Here is a 16,894-nt window from a genome sequence, read left to right on the forward strand (position 1 = left end):
TGTCTTTTTTGTGGATGGCATTAAACTAGGAAACTCAAAAGGTGATTCAGCTCTTAAGCTGTCAACGGCTAAACTTTCATTGGGTATAAAAACGATTGATGCTAAAGTTTATCGTGGGAATGGTGATCCGGAAGAAATTAGTACCAATATTGTTGTAAAATCAACGCTTGTTCCACAAAAAATGAAGTATGATGTACAGGCGACATTCAATCATGACACGAGTTCATATACCCAAGGTTTAGAATTTCATAAGGGATTTTTATACGAAAGTGACGGATTGACCGGTGAATCGAGTATCAGAAAGACTGAAATTTCTTCAGGTAAGGTTTTGCAGCTCACTAAAATAAGTGATGAAATTTTTGCCGAAGGTTTAACCATTGTGGGTGATAAAATATTCATGCTAACCTATCGCAATGCGCTTAATCTGGAGTTTGAGCTCAATTCACTCAAATTAATTCGTCAATTTCCTGTTCAATATCAACGTGAGGGTTGGGGTTTATGCAATGATGGTAAAGTGATTTACAGCACTGATGGTACCAATTCAATTTATGTTTTAAACAAGGATAGTTATATGCAGGAGCGTGCTATTGAGGTGTATGATCATAACGGCCCAGTAAATGAGCTGAACGAACTTGAGTTTATTGATGGAATGATTTATGCCAATATTTATGCCTCTAATCGGATAGTAATTATTGATCCTAATACTGGACAAGTAAAGGCAGAGGTAGATTTAACTAATCTCTATCCCGATTCAATTCGCAAGATGAAAGATTTTGATGGTTTTGTACTCAATGGTATTGCTTGGGATAGCAAAGGCAAACGCTTATTCGTTACGGGTAAGAAGTGGGATAAGTTATTTCAGATAAAATTAAGTAAAGAGTAAGATTGTTGAAAATCTAATTCCAACAATCCTATTCCTAAAATCTTATCTCCAAGCCTTGTATTGATTGATTAATCCATTAGTTGAAGCATCATGACCAATAACAGCTTTATCGTCTTCTAGCTCAGGTAAAATGCGTCCTGCGAGTTGTTTACCTAACTCCACACCCCATTGGTCGAAGCTAAAAATATTCCATATAATTCCTTGAACAAAGATTTTATGTTCGTAAATCGCGATAAGCGAACCTAGCGTATATGGAGTTATTTTTTTAACTAAAATGGAATTTGTTGGCCTATTACCCTCAAAAACCTTAAATGGAGCCAGTTTTTCAATCTCTTCAGCACTCAATCCGGAAGCTTTTAGCTCTGATTCTACCTCTTCACGGCTCTTTCCATTCATTAAAGCCTCCGTTTGTGCGAAGAAGTTAGATAATAATAATTGATGATGCTTCCCGATGGGATTATGGCTTTGTGCCGGTGCAATAAAATCGCATGGAATTAATTTGGTTCCCTGATGTATCAATTGATAAAAAGCATGTTGACCATTGGTCCCGGGTTCGCCCCAAATTACCGGACCAGTTTGATAATCTACAGGATTTCCATTGCGGTCGGTAGATTTGCCATTACTTTCCATGTCGCCCTGCTGGAAATAAGCTGCAAAGCGATGCATGTATTGGTCGTATGGCAAAATTGCCTGACTTTCAGCGCCGAAGAAATTAGTGTACCAAATCCCCAAAAGGGCTAGTATTACAGGAATATTTTGTTTGAAATCTGCCGTTCTAAAATGTTCATCTGCAGCATTTGCTCCAGCCAATAAATCTTTAAAATTCTTAAATCCTATCGCGCAGCAAATACTTAGTCCGATGGCACTCCACAAGGAGTAACGACCACCTACCCAATCCCAAAATTCAAACATATTTTCGGTATCGATTCCAAATTTTGCAACACCCTGTTCATTGGTAGAAATAGCTACAAAATGCTTCGCTACGTCCTGCTCTTTTGCATCACTTTTTAAGAACCAATCGCGCGCAGAGAAGGCATTGGCCATAGTTTCTTGCGTGGTAAAGGTTTTGGAGGCAATCATAAATAGGGTCGTTTCAGGATTAAGCCCTTTGAGTGTTTCCACAATATGAGATCCATCTACATTGGATACAAAATGCAATTTAATATGATTGCTATATGCTTTTAGGGATTCGGTAACCATTACGGGACCTAAATCTGATCCGCCAATTCCGATATTTACAATATCTGTGATTGCTTTTCCGGTATAACCTTTCCATTGCCCACTAATAAGGCGCTCCGAAAAACCTTCCATCTTGTTTAAAACACGATGAATATCCACTAGAATATCTTTTCCTTCGAGTATAAAACCCTGATTTTGTGGCTTGCGCAATGCTGTATGTAAAACCGCTCTATTTTCAGTCTCATTGATTCTCTCGCCATTAAACATCGCTTCAATAGCCGATTTCAACTCACATTCTTCAGCTAAATTCACTAAAAGTTGGTGCGTGGTAGAATTAATCTGATTTTTGGAATAATCCAGCAAAATGTCTCCAAACATGATTGAAAAGTTTTCAAACCTTTGAGTATCCTGAAAAAGAGATTTGATATTTTCCTTTTTTAAAAGCTCATAATGGTTTGTAAGTGCTTTAAATGAATCAGTTGAAGTAAATGTTTTGCGTGAATGCATAGTTTGAATAAGATTAAAGATCAAATCGAATAAAACAAAATTAGGCTTTAAATCTCTTAATCTGAATTAATTTATATAAATGTATAATCTGTAAACATAGAATATCAAGACATTGATATTGAAATACGCATATTTCGATAGGCCTTATTTGAGATATTAATTTTTTAGTATTTTTGCATTATGACAAAAGAAAACGTCCAGGATTTAAGAGACAGAATAACGTCTCTGAGGAGGCATCTTTGACATCGACAAGAAGTTAGATGATCTCAAAAATGAACAGGATATTGCCCTGAGGCCCGATTTTTGGGATGACCCAAAGGAGGCCGAAAAAGCGTTACACTCAATAAATAGCAAGAAAAAATGGACCGATGAGTTTCAGCTCGCGGAATCTTCTGTGGAGGATGCTAGCGTTATGCTTGATTTTTTCCAGTCGGGGGATGCCAGCGAAGTAGAACTTAAGGAGCAATACGAAATCACCATTAAAAAAGTGGAAGAGCTTGAGTTTAAAAATATGCTTAGCTCGGAAGAGGATCAGTTAAATGCGGTGATGCAAATTACTGCTGGTGCGGGCGGGACGGAAAGTTGCGATTGGGCTTCTATGCTATTGAGAATGTATGTGATGTGGGGTGAAAAGCATGGCTTTAAAGTTACTGAGCAAGATTATCAGGAAGGCGATGTAGCTGGTATTAAGACTGTTACCATTCAACTTGAAGGCAATTTCGCCTATGGATATTTAAAAGGAGAAAATGGAGTTCACCGCTTGGTTCGAATTTCACCTTTTGATTCTAATGCCAAGCGTCATACATCATTTGCCTCTGTGTATGTGTACCCTTTGGTAGACGAAACCATTGAAATTTATGTTAATCCTGCTGATATCGAATTTGAGACCTTCCGCTCTGGCGGTGCAGGTGGTCAGAATGTAAATAAGGTGGAAACTGCTGTACGTTTACATCATAAACCATCGGGCATCATTATAAAAAATCAGGAATCACGCTCTCAGCTACAAAATAAGGAGAATGCCATTCGTTTATTGAAATCACAGCTTTATGAGATTGAGATGCGCAAAAGGCAGGAAGCATCCGCAACGATTGAAGGTAATAAGAAAAAGATTGAGTGGGGCTCGCAGATTAGGAATTATGTGCTGCATCCTTATAAACTGGTGAAAGACCTTCGTACAAATCATGAAACATCTAATGCGCAAGCTGTGCTAGATGGTGATTTGGATGAGTTCTTGAAGGCGTATTTGATGGAGTTTTAGGGGGCAGATGTGAGACGTGAGATATGAGATTTGAGATACTAGATTTGAGACAATTCATCTCACGTCTCATATCTCACGTCTCATATCTCACGTCTCATATCTCACGTCTCATATCTCACGTCTCCCATCTAATTTCACCTCGGTTCAGGGAATATCCCTAACATTTCCCGCAGCTCTTCAACTTTTTCGACTTCTGAGAGTTTCTCATAAGCACTAATCAAGTTTCTAAGCACACGTTGTATAATTTCAACATGGCTACATGGCTCGTAGAAGTGATTTACTGGCTTCAAATTTAGTTGCTTTAAAAAGGCATCCACATCTTTTCTGCCGAATATAAAACCTTTGTTAAAGGCATTTATATAAAACAAGATGCGGTTTTCAAAGTCGTTTCCTGTATTGTTAATGTGATTTTCTAAGGATTCATCAACATAGGCGAGTATGAAGTGTTGCGGAAGGTTAACTCCATAAATCGGAATGTCTAACTTTTGAGCAATGATGGAATAAATTACTGCTAAAAGGATTTGATTGCCTTTCTTGCTTTCAAGTACCTGACTTAAGTAGGAGTTTTGTGGATCTAAATGGTTGCTAGTATTGCCTCGAAAACCATAATTGGTGTACAGTACATGATTGATGATTTTGACTTTTTCAACTGCACTCATCTCATATAGAAGCTGCATCCAGATATCTCTTTTAATATCTTCTAGCTGATTGATGATTTTTTGTTCATCCAATTCTGGATATTGATATTTATTAATAATCAACATTCCCTGCAAAAGGTCGAACGCCCCTGAAATATACCAGAGCTCTAAATCACGCTTAACATTGCTAAATTGAATTTTATGGACTAGATTTTCTATTCTTTCTTGTAGACTGACATCCAAAGATTGAGACCATGCACACTCTAAAATGCCAATTACTTCATTTCCATAAGATAAAAGCTTATCTTCTACATGATTGGATATTTCGGTATCCGGATCATCTAGCAATTTTATTAAAGATTCAACTTCCTTCTCATTCATCATAATCCATGTAAATTTAGGAAAATTTATTAGCTTCAATCAAGGCTCTTATTCACTTAGCCTACTGTTTATCATTTTCTATTTCCTAAATTTCTCCTTTTTAATATACAAGAGACACTTATATTTGTTTCGATGATAAACCTACTGACTGTACTGGATTTTATAAAACACCGTCTAAAAAGTAAAACTCGGCATGGAGTTCATTCCCCTTTTGTTTACCGACTTGTAGATGAAGTGATCTACGATTTTCATGCCAAAAATGATTATGTGGAGATTGAAAAAATGCGTGCGGACCTACTAAAAGATGATCGCTGGATACACATTACCGACCTTGGCGCCGGATCTATGCTCAATAAAAACACTAAAAAGCAAGTCCGTATTTTGGCAAAAAATGCTCTAAAATCTCCCTCTCTAGCACAATTAATCTATCGTTTAGCAGCAGACATCAAGCCTCGTACCACTATTGAACTGGGTACTTGTTTAGGAATTACTACATCCTATTTGGCAAAGGCTGCCCCCAATGCTAAAGTAATTACGATTGAAGGCTGCCCTGCTACTGCTGCCATTGCACGCGAAAATTTAGATAAGCTCCAAATTCAAAACACTGAATTATTGACGGGTAATTTTGATAATATCCTCCCTGATCTTCTAAAAAACAGTGAAGAACTGGATTTTGTGTATGTGGACGGGAATCATCGCAAGGATGCAACACTTAATTATTTTGAATGGTGCCTGCCAAAACTTAGCCAAAATTCGATCATGATTTTCGATGATATCTATTGGAGCAAAGGCATGAAAGAAGCCTGGGCGCAAATAAAAGCGCATCCCGAAGTAAGTGTGAGCATTGATTTATTTTGGATCGGACTCATATTTGTTCGGAAAGGCCAGGCCAAAGAAGATTTTATTATTCGATACTAAAAGATAAAACAATACGTTATTATATTTAAGTATTGTTATTCCGATTTCGAATAACCCTGTCCGTAAAGTGCTTTTCCGCTTCTTGTGCCTAGATGTTTTTCATTTTCAACAACAAGCTCCCCATTAACAAGAACATATTTGAATCCAGTGGAATAAGCATGTGGTTTTTGGAAAGTTGCCTTATCATTCACATCTGCTTCGCTAAAAATAACGATATCTGCCGCATAGTTTGGTAGCAATAAACCTCTATCGCTTAGTCCGAATTTCTGTGCAGCTAGTGAGCTCATCCTACGTATAGCATCTTCCATGGTGATAACTTTTTCATCACGTACATATTTACCTAAAACTCTGGCATTGGTACCATAACCACGTGGATGTGGCATTCCGCGACCCGGGACAGGTACACCGGCATCAGCACCAAACATGCTGAATGGATACTTCATGATATTTATAACATCCACCTCATTCATGCTATTATAAACCATTTGGGCTCCACCTTTTTCAACCATATCCATAACGGTTTCAGCTTCAAATTTAGCTTTAGCTTTTCTGCCCAATAACTTATTGATTTCGGAGATGTTTTTTCCATTCAAACTAGTATCTGATGGATAATTAGCAACCACGGCATAGCTATAATTGGGGAATTTATAGCTCGCTAATTGCGCTAGCATTTCCTTTTTTATTTGAGCCCTAATTGTTGGATTATTTAATCTGATTTTTAATGAGTCGTTACCGCCTGCAAATGCCCAATCTGGAAGTCGAATACCTAAATTGGTGCTACTTGCTGTGTATGGATATTGATCGATAGTAACATCCCAGCCTTCTTCACGAGCTTGTTTTACTAATCCAAGCGTGATATCTGATTTCCCCCAATTGGTTTTTCCCCCAATTTTAAAATGAGAAATCTGCACGGGAATGTTAGCCTCTTTTCCTATGTTAATAGCTTCATTTACCGCGTCTACTGCACTATTTTCTTCATTTCGAATATGAGAAGCATAAACCCCCTTGTATTTGGCTGCAGACCTTGCTAATGCACTTACTTCCTCTGTTTTGGCGAATGTTCCAGGGATGTAAATTAGTCCCGTAGATAAACCCACAGCGCCTTGCTTCATAGCCTGTTCAACTAAGCTTTCCATTTGCTTTTGTTCTGATGCCGTAGGAGTTCTATTGTCACGCTTCATGACTTGTGAACGAACGGTATTATGCCCAAAAAGGGTAGCTACGTTAATCGAAGGCTTTGTTTTATTGATTTCTTGGAAAAAGTTTGCGATATTATCTGCAGAACCTCCACAATTACCTGTAATTACGGTTGTAACTCCATCAAAAATATAGTTGTTAGCGGTTGGAGTATTAATTATTCCGCCCTCAATATGTCCGTGAACGTCAATAAAGCCTGGTGCTACAATTAAACCTTTTGCGTCAATGGATTTTTTAGCTTGAATATCAGCAATATATCCTATTTTAATAATTTTCCCATCCTTTACTGCCACATCACCATGGTACCAAGAATTTCCTGTTCCATCGATAATTTTCCCATTACGGATTAATAGGTCGGCACTAATTTGGCCATAAAGAAAATGGCTACTTAAGATTAAAACTGCTGCTGATAAAATTGACTTTTTCATTTTATTTTAATTGATTGCCTGATAGGTTAAAGCTCTAAATTTTTCTACTACATCATTTCTAGATCGTGCTTGTAATTGACGGTAAAAAAGCATCACAATCTTTTCCTTTGGATCAACCCAATAGGAGGTAGCAAAGGCACCTCCCCAATTAAATGTGCCCACTTGGGCGGGAGTTTGACCGCTCGTTTTCTCGGTAATGAGTTGAAATCCTAATCCAAATTTATTGCCTCCATAATTGATATCATCAATTTGGTTGGTAATCATCATTCTTACGGTATTTTTACCTAGAATGCGCTTCCCATTGTATTCTCCATTATTAAGAAGCATCTGTAAAAATATACTATAGTCGTATAAAGTAGAGCTTAGTCCCGCGCCACCCGAATAGTAAGTATGTGGCACCAATGGATAATTTGATGCGGCTGCACTGTTTAACATTCCTGCATCGGCTTTTACCAATACACTGGGAGATTTTTCAGTGTATAGGTTAACCAATCTCTTTGCTTTGGAAGTTGGGATATTAAAATAGGTATCTTTCATTCCCAGAGGTTCAAAAATTCGAGTTTTGAAGAACTCATCTAAACTCATTCCTGAAATTATTTCAACCACACATCCTAAAACATCGTTGTTTAGTCCGTAGGTGAATTTTTCTCCCGGCTGATGCATTAAAGGTAATTCACCTAATTTTGTCATGGCTTCAAGGAGCGTTTTATTTTTTACTCCTAAACCCGCTGTGATATCATGTTTTGCATAAATGGCATTTGCCTCCTTTGATCCAATTTGGGCATATCCCAATCCGGATGTATGCGTTAATAAATCTTTTATTGTTACCTCTCTGCTAGCTGGAACGGTGGTATAACTTGTATCTGCCGGATTAAATTTAACTAAAACACTTTGTTTTTTGAATGATGGAATGTATTGTGAAACTGGATCAGTCAATAATAATTTTCCCTCATCAAAAAGTATCATAATAGCTACGCTAGTGATTGCTTTGGTTTGAGATGCGATTCTAAATATTCCATCCTTTTGTAATGGCTCTTTTGTGTCTAAATCATTATATCCGATCGCTTTGTGGTAAGCAATTTTTCCATCTCGAATAATTAAAGCAGCACCGCCATTCATGTAGCCTTTTTCTACCCAATCATTCATGGCAATGTCCATGCGTTTTAAGCGCTCGCCTGAAAAGCCAGCTGCTTCGCTACCATTATCCGTAATTGTTTGTGCAGAGCTTTGAAAAACTGCTAAGCCTAACAGAAAGAAAAATAAAACAAACTTCTTCATGATTTTTTATTTAAATATATAAATAATGATTTAATGAAAATTTTTTTGAGAAATCTTCAAGGGATTAAATGTAGGGAATTATTAAAAAGCTTCTCCTAGACTTAAATAAAATCCACTTTGTCTTTTTTCACCTAAATTTTTTTCGCCAATTCCATAATCCATTCTAATACTTAATCCCTTTTCAATATCGAAAAAGTATCTAAATCCGCCACCTAGGTTTGGTTTAAAGTCCCTGAGACTAAATTCCCGCCTTTTAAAAACATTACCTGTACCGGCAAAGCCAACTATTCCGAAGCGTGGATTTATTCTAAAACGGATTTCAGATTGTAGAGCCATTAAGTTCTCATCTCGGTAACGGCCAGTATAATAAGCACGCATCATTTCATCGTTACCTAATTGTGGTAATAAATAAAAGGGACTGTTTTCGCCGTTTAGTGATTGGAAGTGTGCGTTTAAGCCAAAGCTTGTTTTTTTACTGAGGGATTGAAAATTTCGGAAATCTATTTTAAAAAGACTACCTACAAAATTGTCGCCTCCAAAAATATTGGGTGCATACGAATAATTCGCTCTTACAAAGGTTCCCTTGGTAGTATAAGTATTGGAGTTTCTGCTATCATATATTTGCGTAAATCCTAAAAAAAGTAATTTGCCGCCGTCTTTATCAAAAATATTGGGATCGCTACTTAGGATACCACCAATGTTTTTATCTGTGAATACATAATTTTCAAAAGCTATGTTAAATCCACTATAGCGGGATTCACCAAATTGCTTTTCAATACCTCCAATTAATTTAAACAATTTTTGGTTTAAAGGGTTTTCATTAGATGCTAAGGTGTTGTTACCAAGTCCATAAAAGTTAAAAGGAAAATTTTTAAAGCGTATTTCTCCAGTATAATGGAATTTATTTTTTGGCGACCAAATATCCGCTTTTAGTTGAAAATTTGTCTGTTTTTTAGTCGTGAAGGTGGCCGCACCAGTAATTTGCGAGGTACGGTTAAGGCTATCTTTAGGATCTGTATAAAAGGAGTAAAGACTCAATGCACCAATCTCGGCACCGGTTTCTTGCGCGTAAGTTAACACAGGCAGGGGTAGAAAACTACTTTTGCGACTTGTATCTGTATCGTTTGATAAGAATTTTTTAATCAACCTCATCTGACAAAAGCCATTGCTGCTTATTGAGATGATTAAGATAAAAATTGAGATCGATTTGAGTAAATATCTAGTCATATAAACTGCTAAGATATTCTTTTTTCGATAGACTGTGCTAAAGATAAGTCTTGATATCAATGGAAATATTTAATAATTGTTTATTATAAAGAACATTATTAATTTTATAATTAAATAATTTTCTATTTTTAATATTGTTTTATCCAAAAACATTACATCCGATAAAACATTCGTGCATCTGCTAGATTTATTTATTTTTGCGATTAAATAAGATATTATGAGTGTACAAAGAGGGCCAATATCCCAGTTTATAGAAAAAAACTACCTGCATTTTAATTCTGCTGCTTTAGTAGACGCTGCAAAGGGCTATGAAAGCTATTTGGATGAAGGCGGTAAAATGATGATTACCTTGGCTGGTGCCATGAGTACGGCTGAATTGGGTATTTCACTTGCCGAGATGATTCGCCAAGATAAAGTATCGATCATCTCATGTACAGGTGCAAATCTGGAAGAAGACATCATGAATTTGGTGGCTCATTCACATTATAAACGTGTTCCTAATTATCGCGATTTAAGTCCGCAGGATGAATGGGATCTTCTAGAAAACCATTATAACCGTGTAACTGATACCTGTATCCCCGAAGAGGAGGCTTTTAGAAGATTACAGAAGCATATTTATAAGTTATGGAAGGATGCAGATGATGCTGGTGAGCGTTATTTTCCACATGAGTTTATGTATAAAATGCTAAATAGTGGTGTTTTGGAGCAGTATTATGAGATTGATCCTAAGAACTCATGGATGTTAGCTGCTGCTGAAAAGAATTTGCCAATAGTTGTTCCAGGCTGGGAAGATTCAACAATGGGAAATATTTTCGCTTCTTATGTAATGAAAAAGGAGTTAAAAGCATCAACCATGAAGAGCGGAATTGAATACATGGGCTGGCTTGCAGATTGGTATATTGCCAATTCAGGGGGTAAGGGTGTAGGATTTTTTCAGATTGGTGGTGGTATTGCTGGCGACTTTCCAATTTGTGTAGTTCCAATGCTTTATCAAGATATGGAAATGGAAAATATTCCGTTTTGGGGTTATTTCTGTCAGATTTCAGATTCAACAACTTCCTTCGGATCCTATTCGGGTGCAGTTCCAAATGAGAAAATTACTTGGGGTAAATTAGATATTGATACTCCTAAATTTATTGTAGAATCGGATGCAACAATAGTGGCACCATTGATATTTGCTTGGGTTTTAAAGCAATAGTATTACAATTATTAATTGCAAATGCCTTTGAGCAATAAAAATTATTTAATTTTTTAAAAAGGCCTAATTGATAGATCAGGGCTAGTTTTTTGCAGTAATTTAGAATGATTATAAATTGATAAAATTAGTCAGCTAAATGTCACCGTTAAATGAATAAACTATACTTTTGTCAACTGAAAATGTTGATAGGGTTAAGCCGTCAATATTTTAATTATACGTTTCAAATTTTAAGCATTAAATACGCAATATGAGAAGCATCTCATTGTTTTTTAGAAGTGTTACAAAATCACTGATTTTGGTTTCCTTCCTGAGTTCGGTAGCTGTTAGTTCGGCGAGTGCACAGGATGCGGCAGCTGGTGCAGCGATTTTTAAACAAAAGTGTACCGCTTGTCACGGGATTGAAAAAGCGGTAGTTGGTCCGGCCTTAAAAGGCATAGACACGAAGTATGATGAAGCCTGGTTAATTAAATGGATCAAGAATGCTCCTGCATTTATTGCTTCAGGTGATGCGCAGGCTGTAAAAGCAGGAGAGTATTCGCCGGCAATGATGTCTTCATTTACCGAGTTATCGGACGATGATATTAAAAACATCTTAGCTTATGTGAAGGTGGGCGATCCAAAGCCAGCGGTTGATCCAAATGCAGCACAAGGTGCTGGTTCAGGTTCTGGCGCTGATGAGGGCGTGAGTAATTTCATGTTATTCGGACTCCTTGCAGTAATCATTATCGCATTTTTAGTTGTTTTAGTATTGAACAAGGTTATCCAGACTTTGGAGCGTGTTATGCTTCAGAAGAAAGGTATCGAAGTTGAAGAAGAGCCAGTTTCGAAAGATCGCCTTGCGAGACTGAAAAAATTAACTAAGAACAAGAAGTTTATCCTATTTATTGTTTTGGTATGTGTTGTATTCCTAGGCTCTGCTGGTTGGAAAAGCATGTGGGAGGTAGGTGTTCATACTGGTTATCAACCAGTTCAACCAATTAAATTTTCTCACCAATTACACGCGGGAATCAATAAAATCGATTGTCAATATTGTCACTCAGGGGCATTTTCTTCAAAAAATGCAAGTATTCCTTCGCTAAATGTTTGTATGAACTGCCATAATTATGTTACGGCTTCAGAAAAATATGATGGTAAGACTTCACCTGAAATTATGAAAATTTATCAGGCATTAGATTATAATGAAGATACAAAGCAATACGGGACTAATACTAAGCCTGTAGAGTGGATCAGAATACACAATTTGCCTGATTTGGCTTACTTCAATCACTCGCAGCACGTTTCTGTAGCTGGTATTGAGTGTCAAAAGTGTCACGGACCAATTCAAACGATGGAGGAAGTTTATCAATATGCTCCTCTAACAATGAAATGGTGTATCAATTGCCATAGAGAGACAGAAGTGAATCATAAGGACAATCCTTACTACGATAAACTTATCGCCGCTCATGATAAAATAAAAAAGGGTGAAAAAGTTACAGCTGCTGTTTTAGGTGGTTTGGAATGTAGCAAGTGTCACTATTAAGTTAATAAATTTTAAGATAACATACGTATACTTTATATAGCTTAAATGGAAAGCAATAAAAAATACTGGAAGGGTTTAGAAGAGCTGCAGAATACAAAGGATTTTGTTGAAAAAAGCAAAAACGAGTTCGCTGAATCACTTCCTATGGAAGAAGTTCTGAATGAGGCAGGTTTAAGTACCGTTGCTCCACGACGTGATTTTTTAAAGGCCCTTGGATTTGGTTTGGGTGCTGTAACTCTTGCTGCATGTCAGAAAGTTCCTGTTCATAAATCAATCCCTTATTTGGTTAAACCTGAAGAGGTTGTACCTGGAATCCCTAATTACTATTCTTCTACTTTTAATGGACATAGCGTTCTTGTGAAAACACGTGAAGGTCGTCCGATTAAAATTGAAGGAAATCCTAATTGTATCCTTAGTCAGGGTAGTTTAGATGCAAAAGGTCAGGCTTCTGTCTTAGATCTTTATGATGCCTCAAAGCTTAAAGGCCCAGTGTTGAATGATGTTGATGCTGATTGGACTAAGGTTGATAGTTTTGTAAAAGCAGAATTATTAAAGGCTAAAAATGCAGGTAAAAAGATTCGAATTGTTTCTTCTACTGTTAATAGTCCCTCAACTAAAGCTGTAATCGCTGATTTTGCTTCCCAGTATCCAAATACAAAGCATATTCAAGTTGATGCGGTTTCTTATACTGGTATTATTAAGGCTAACGAAAATAGCTTTGGTAAGGCTGTACTTCCAAGATATCGTTTTGATAAGGCTAATCTGATTGTAAGTTTCGGAGCAGACTTCTTAGGTACTTGGATTTCTCCATTGGAGTTTAGTCGCCAGTACGTTTCCAAAAGAAATAATGCCTCTTTAGAAGGTAAAAAGATGTCTCGTCACATTCAGTTCGAAACTGGATTGAGCTTAACAGGTTCAAATGCTGACGCTCGTCTTTCATTGAAGCCATCAGAAGAAGGAATTGCTCTTCTTAATTTATATGCTGCACTTGGTGGTTCTGTTAGTGGTTCTAAGCCATTGGCAAATAATCCGAATACTGAAAAGGCGATTGCTTTAGCTGCAAAAGAATTATCAGCTGCAAAAGGTGCTTCATTAGTTTTGAGTGGATCAAATGATGTTTCTATTCAAATTTTAGTAAATGCTATTAATGCCTTATTAGGTAATTATGGTAATACTATTGATTTAGATAATCCTTCATACCAATATGCTGGTAATGATGCTGAGTTTGTAGAATTTGTAAATGAAATGAGTCGTGGTGAGGTGGATGCAGTATTCTTCTTGAATAGTAATCCAGCTTATGAATTTAATGATTCTAAAGCGTTTACAGATGCTTTAAGCAAAGTTAAGCTTCGTGTTTCTTTTGCTGATCGTAAAGATGAAACAGCTTCATTATGCCAGGTAATTGCTCCAAATCATCATTATTTAGAATCTTGGGGCGATTCAAATCCAGTAGAAGGTTATTATACTATTGTTCAACCAACTATCAATCCTGTTTATAATTCACGTAATGCAGAACAAGGATTATTGATTTGGTCTGATAATGCAGTAACTGATTATTATCAATATATCCAAAATAACTGGTCTAGAACAGTTCTTGCACAATCAGGCACTACTTGGAAAGAATTATTACAGAAAGGTTCTGTTAGTCTTCCAGCTAGAACAGCTGGCTCTTATTCATTCTCACGTGATTTAAATTCAGTTGTCCAAACAATTCTTGCTAATAGCAATAATCTTGCTAAGGGTGGAGATAAGGCAATTGAACTTCATATTTATCAAAATGTTGCTATTGGCGACGGTAAATCTGCGAATAACCCTTGGTTACAAGAGCTACCAGATCCAGTTTCAAAAGTAACTTGGGATAACTATGCTGCAATTAACCCGAAATTTGCTGAAAAATTGGGTATTGCTGAGCTAGATCTTGTTGAAATTAAAACAGATAAATATACTATTACTCTTCCGGTATTACTTCAGCCTGGTCAGGCAAGTGGAACGGTTTCTGTAGCATTGGGTTACGGAAGAACTAAGGCTGGAAAAGCTGGTTCGGAAGTTGGTAAAAATGCTTATCCATTCTTAAGTTTAGTGAATGCAACTTTGCAAACGGCAGTATCTGCTGGTATTAGTAAGGCATCTGGGACTTATGAACTTGCTCAAACACAAACTCACCATACTATTGAAGGAAGAAATGTTGTTCGTGAAACAACGTTGAAAAACTTCTTAAAAGATCCAACTTCAGGTACAGGACACGCTCATGTTAATAAATATGACTTGTGGAATGAATTTGAAACACCTGGGCACAATTGGGTGATGGCGATAGACTTAAATGCATGTACCGGTTGTGGTGCTTGTGTTGTAGCTTGTAATGCTGAAAATAATATTCCTGTTGTAGGACGTGATGAGGTTCGTCGTCGTCGTGAAATGCACTGGATTCGTATCGACCGTTATTATGCAATTAATGATGGTGGAAATAAGGTTACCAAAGAAGAAGAAATTAGTGAGCTTGATAATCTTGACAATGTAAGCGTTATACATCAGCCAATGATGTGTCAGCATTGTGATCACGCTCCTTGCGAGACTGTTTGTCCGGTTTTAGCTACAGTACACTCTTCAGAGGGCTTAAATCAAATGGCTTATAACCGTTGTATCGGTACTCGTTACTGTGCGAACAACTGTCCATATAAAGTACGTCGTTTCAATTGGTTTAACTACTGGAATGATTCTCGTTTTGATAATTACATGAACAATGAGTTTACACAGCTTGTGTTGAACCCAGATGTTACTACTCGTTCACGAGGTGTAATGGAAAAATGTTCAATGTGCGTTCAAAGGATTCAAGCTGGTAAGCTTGATGCGAAGTTAGAAAAGCGTAAGCTGAAGGATGGTGATATTAAAGTTGCTTGTCAGCAGACTTGTCCTACTAATGCAATTATCTTCGGTGATGGTAATGATCCTGAATCTGAAGTGTCAAAAGCATTAAAGAGCGAGCGTACGTTTTATGTACTTGAAGAAATCAACGTAAAACCAGGCGTTGGTTATCAAACAAAAGTTAGAAATACTGTAGAGGTTTAATACAAGAAATTCAATAAAGATATGTCATCTCATCACGAGTCTATACTTAGAGAACCCTTAGTAACCGGTGAAAATATAACCTATTCCAAGGTCACCGAAGATATTTTGGTTCCCGTAGAAAACAAACCAAATAAAGCCTGGTGGATTGGCTTTATTGTATCTGCCATGGGCGCAGGCCTTTGGGTATTTTCCGTTAGCTGGACCTTTTGGTTTGGTATTGGAGAATGGGGATTAAATAAAACTGTAGGTTGGGCCTGGGATATTACAGGTTTCGTATGGTGGGTAGGTATTGGTCACGCCGGTACACTTATTTCTGCCGTACTACTTCTTTTCCGTCAAAATTGGCGAAATTCCATCAACAGATCTGCAGAGGCTATGACCATCTTTGCGGTTATTTGCGCTGCATCATATATTATTTCCCATATGGGTCGTCCTTGGTTATTCCACTGGGCACTTCCATTACCAAATCAGTATGGATCATTGTGGGTAAACTTCAATTCACCACTGGTATGGGACGTATTTGCGATCTCTACTTATTTCTCGGTTTCATTGGTTTTCTGGTACACAGGTTTATTGCCTGACATCGCTACCATTCGTGACCGTGCAATTGGTACTCGCCGTCGTGTTTACTCTATTCTATCTTTTGGATGGAATGGATCTGTTAAGACTTGGCAGCGTTTTGAATTGGTATCATTGATACTTGCTGGTGTTTCTACTCCATTGGTACTTTCGGTACACACTATTGTATCTATGGACTTTGCAACTTCGGTAATTCCGGGATGGCATACCACAATTTTCCCCCCATACTTTGTTGCTGGTGCGATTTTCTCTGGATTTGCAATGGTTCAAACCTTGTTATTGGTTACCCGTAAGGTAATGAACTTTGAAAATTATATTACCATGTTCCATATTGAATCAATGAATAAGATTATTATTCTTACTGGTTCTATAGTGGGTGTTGCATACTTAACGGAGTTATTTATTGCTTGGTATTCAGGTGTTGAGTATGAGCAATATGCATTTTTGAACAGAGTTAGCGGTCCCTATGCTTGGGCATATTGGATAATGATGACTTGTAACGTAATCTCACCACAACTTTTCTGGTTCAAAAAGGTCCGTACTAGCATTGCTCTTTCATGGTTATTATCAATTGTTGTGAATATTGGTATGTGGTTCGAGCGTTTTGTAATTATCGTAACTTCATTACACCGCGATTA

At 37.2% G+C, this 16,894-nt stretch carries 12 protein-coding genes; 7 read left to right on the forward strand and 5 right to left on the reverse strand.

All coding sequences use genetic code 11. The features are described from left to right. The coding region (locus ACIQ0D_RS06550) for a glutaminyl-peptide cyclotransferase (protein WP_395803936.1) at window positions 1–883 on the forward strand (883 nt) is incomplete at its 5' end. Between the two features lie 42 nt (window positions 884–925). On the opposite strand, the gene pgi is transcribed toward ACIQ0D_RS06550, so the two are convergent. Then, on the reverse strand, window positions 926–2,569 hold the full coding sequence (gene pgi, locus ACIQ0D_RS06555) for a glucose-6-phosphate isomerase (RefSeq protein WP_395803938.1): 1,644 nt from the start codon (window positions 2,567–2,569) through the stop codon (window positions 926–928). A 180-nt stretch (window positions 2,570–2,749) separates the two neighbouring features. Here pgi and prfB point away from each other — a divergent pair. Then, a protein-coding gene (gene prfB, locus ACIQ0D_RS06560) for a peptide chain release factor 2 (RefSeq protein ID WP_395803940.1) occupies window positions 2,750–3,827 on the forward strand; the annotation gives its coding sequence in 2 pieces (ribosomal slippage) (window positions 2,750–2,809 and window positions 2,811–3,827; 1,077 coding nt in all). Between the two features lie 134 nt (window positions 3,828–3,961). On the opposite strand, the gene ACIQ0D_RS06565 is transcribed toward prfB, so the two are convergent. Continuing rightward, window positions 3,962–4,849 carry a transglutaminase-like domain-containing protein gene (locus tag ACIQ0D_RS06565; protein WP_395803942.1) on the reverse strand — a complete coding sequence of 296 codons (888 nt, stop codon included), beginning with the start codon at window positions 4,847–4,849 and terminating at the stop codon, window positions 3,962–3,964. Between the two features lie 129 nt (window positions 4,850–4,978). On the opposite strand from ACIQ0D_RS06565, the gene ACIQ0D_RS06570 reads away from it, so the two are divergent. Continuing rightward, on the forward strand, window positions 4,979–5,764 hold the full coding sequence (locus ACIQ0D_RS06570) for an O-methyltransferase (protein WP_395803944.1): 786 nt from the start codon (window positions 4,979–4,981) through the stop codon (window positions 5,762–5,764). A gap of 35 nt (window positions 5,765–5,799) precedes the next feature. On the opposite strand, the gene ACIQ0D_RS06575 is transcribed toward ACIQ0D_RS06570, so the two are convergent. The 3 genes from ACIQ0D_RS06575 to ACIQ0D_RS06585 form a co-directional block, all read right to left on the reverse strand. Then, window positions 5,800–7,389: an amidohydrolase family protein gene (locus tag ACIQ0D_RS06575; protein WP_395803946.1), complete on the reverse strand. Its 1,590-nt coding sequence runs from the start codon at window positions 7,387–7,389 to the stop codon at window positions 5,800–5,802. Window positions 7,390–7,395: 6 nt separating this feature from the next. Then, the gene (locus ACIQ0D_RS06580; RefSeq protein ID WP_395803948.1) at window positions 7,396–8,667 is read right to left on the reverse strand and encodes a serine hydrolase domain-containing protein; all 1,272 of its coding nucleotides are present in this window, start codon (window positions 8,665–8,667) and stop codon (window positions 7,396–7,398) included. A gap of 81 nt (window positions 8,668–8,748) precedes the next feature. Then, a complete protein-coding gene (locus tag ACIQ0D_RS06585; protein ID WP_395803950.1) occupies window positions 8,749–9,894 on the reverse strand; it encodes a polymerase in 1,146 nt (381 codons plus the stop codon). 217 nt (window positions 9,895–10,111) lie between these two features. On the opposite strand from ACIQ0D_RS06585, the gene ACIQ0D_RS06590 reads away from it, so the two are divergent. From ACIQ0D_RS06590 to nrfD, 4 genes are all read left to right on the forward strand, one after another. Next, entirely contained in the window at window positions 10,112–11,092 is a 981-nt protein-coding gene (locus ACIQ0D_RS06590) for a deoxyhypusine synthase family protein (RefSeq protein ID WP_291400250.1), read from the forward strand. A 247-nt stretch (window positions 11,093–11,339) separates the two neighbouring features. Continuing rightward, window positions 11,340–12,611, forward strand: a complete 1,272-nt coding sequence (locus ACIQ0D_RS06595) for a cytochrome c3 family protein (protein WP_395803952.1) — start codon at window positions 11,340–11,342, stop codon at window positions 12,609–12,611. Between the two features lie 45 nt (window positions 12,612–12,656). After that, on the forward strand, window positions 12,657–15,677 hold the full coding sequence (locus ACIQ0D_RS06600) for a TAT-variant-translocated molybdopterin oxidoreductase (protein WP_395803954.1): 3,021 nt from the start codon (window positions 12,657–12,659) through the stop codon (window positions 15,675–15,677). A gap of 21 nt (window positions 15,678–15,698) precedes the next feature. Further along, a partial coding sequence (gene nrfD, locus ACIQ0D_RS06605; protein WP_395803956.1) for an NrfD/PsrC family molybdoenzyme membrane anchor subunit occupies window positions 15,699–16,894 on the forward strand: 1,196 nt, incomplete at its 3' end.

Source organism: Daejeonella sp. (assembly GCF_044342615.1).
In the GTDB taxonomy this organism is placed as follows: Bacteria; Bacteroidota; Bacteroidia; order Sphingobacteriales; family Sphingobacteriaceae; genus Daejeonella.

Coding starts and splice junctions, on each gene's coding strand:
- ACIQ0D_RS06585 (WP_395803950.1), bottom strand. CDS start 9,894: ATGACTAGATATTTACTCAAATCGATCTCAATTTTTATCTTAATCATC.
- ACIQ0D_RS06600 (WP_395803954.1), top strand. CDS start 12,657: ATGGAAAGCAATAAAAAATACTGGAAGGGTTTAGAAGAGCTGCAGAAT.
- ACIQ0D_RS06595 (WP_395803952.1), top strand. CDS start 11,340: ATGAGAAGCATCTCATTGTTTTTTAGAAGTGTTACAAAATCACTGATT.
- ACIQ0D_RS06570 (WP_395803944.1), top strand. CDS start 4,979: ATGATAAACCTACTGACTGTACTGGATTTTATAAAACACCGTCTAAAA.
- ACIQ0D_RS06565 (WP_395803942.1), bottom strand. CDS start 4,849: ATGATGAATGAGAAGGAAGTTGAATCTTTAATAAAATTGCTAGATGAT.
- pgi (WP_395803938.1), bottom strand. CDS start 2,569: ATGCATTCACGCAAAACATTTACTTCAACTGATTCATTTAAAGCACTT.
- ACIQ0D_RS06580 (WP_395803948.1), bottom strand. CDS start 8,667: ATGAAGAAGTTTGTTTTATTTTTCTTTCTGTTAGGCTTAGCAGTTTTT.
- ACIQ0D_RS06575 (WP_395803946.1), bottom strand. CDS start 7,389: ATGAAAAAGTCAATTTTATCAGCAGCAGTTTTAATCTTAAGTAGCCAT.
- ACIQ0D_RS06590 (WP_291400250.1), top strand. CDS start 10,112: ATGAGTGTACAAAGAGGGCCAATATCCCAGTTTATAGAAAAAAACTAC.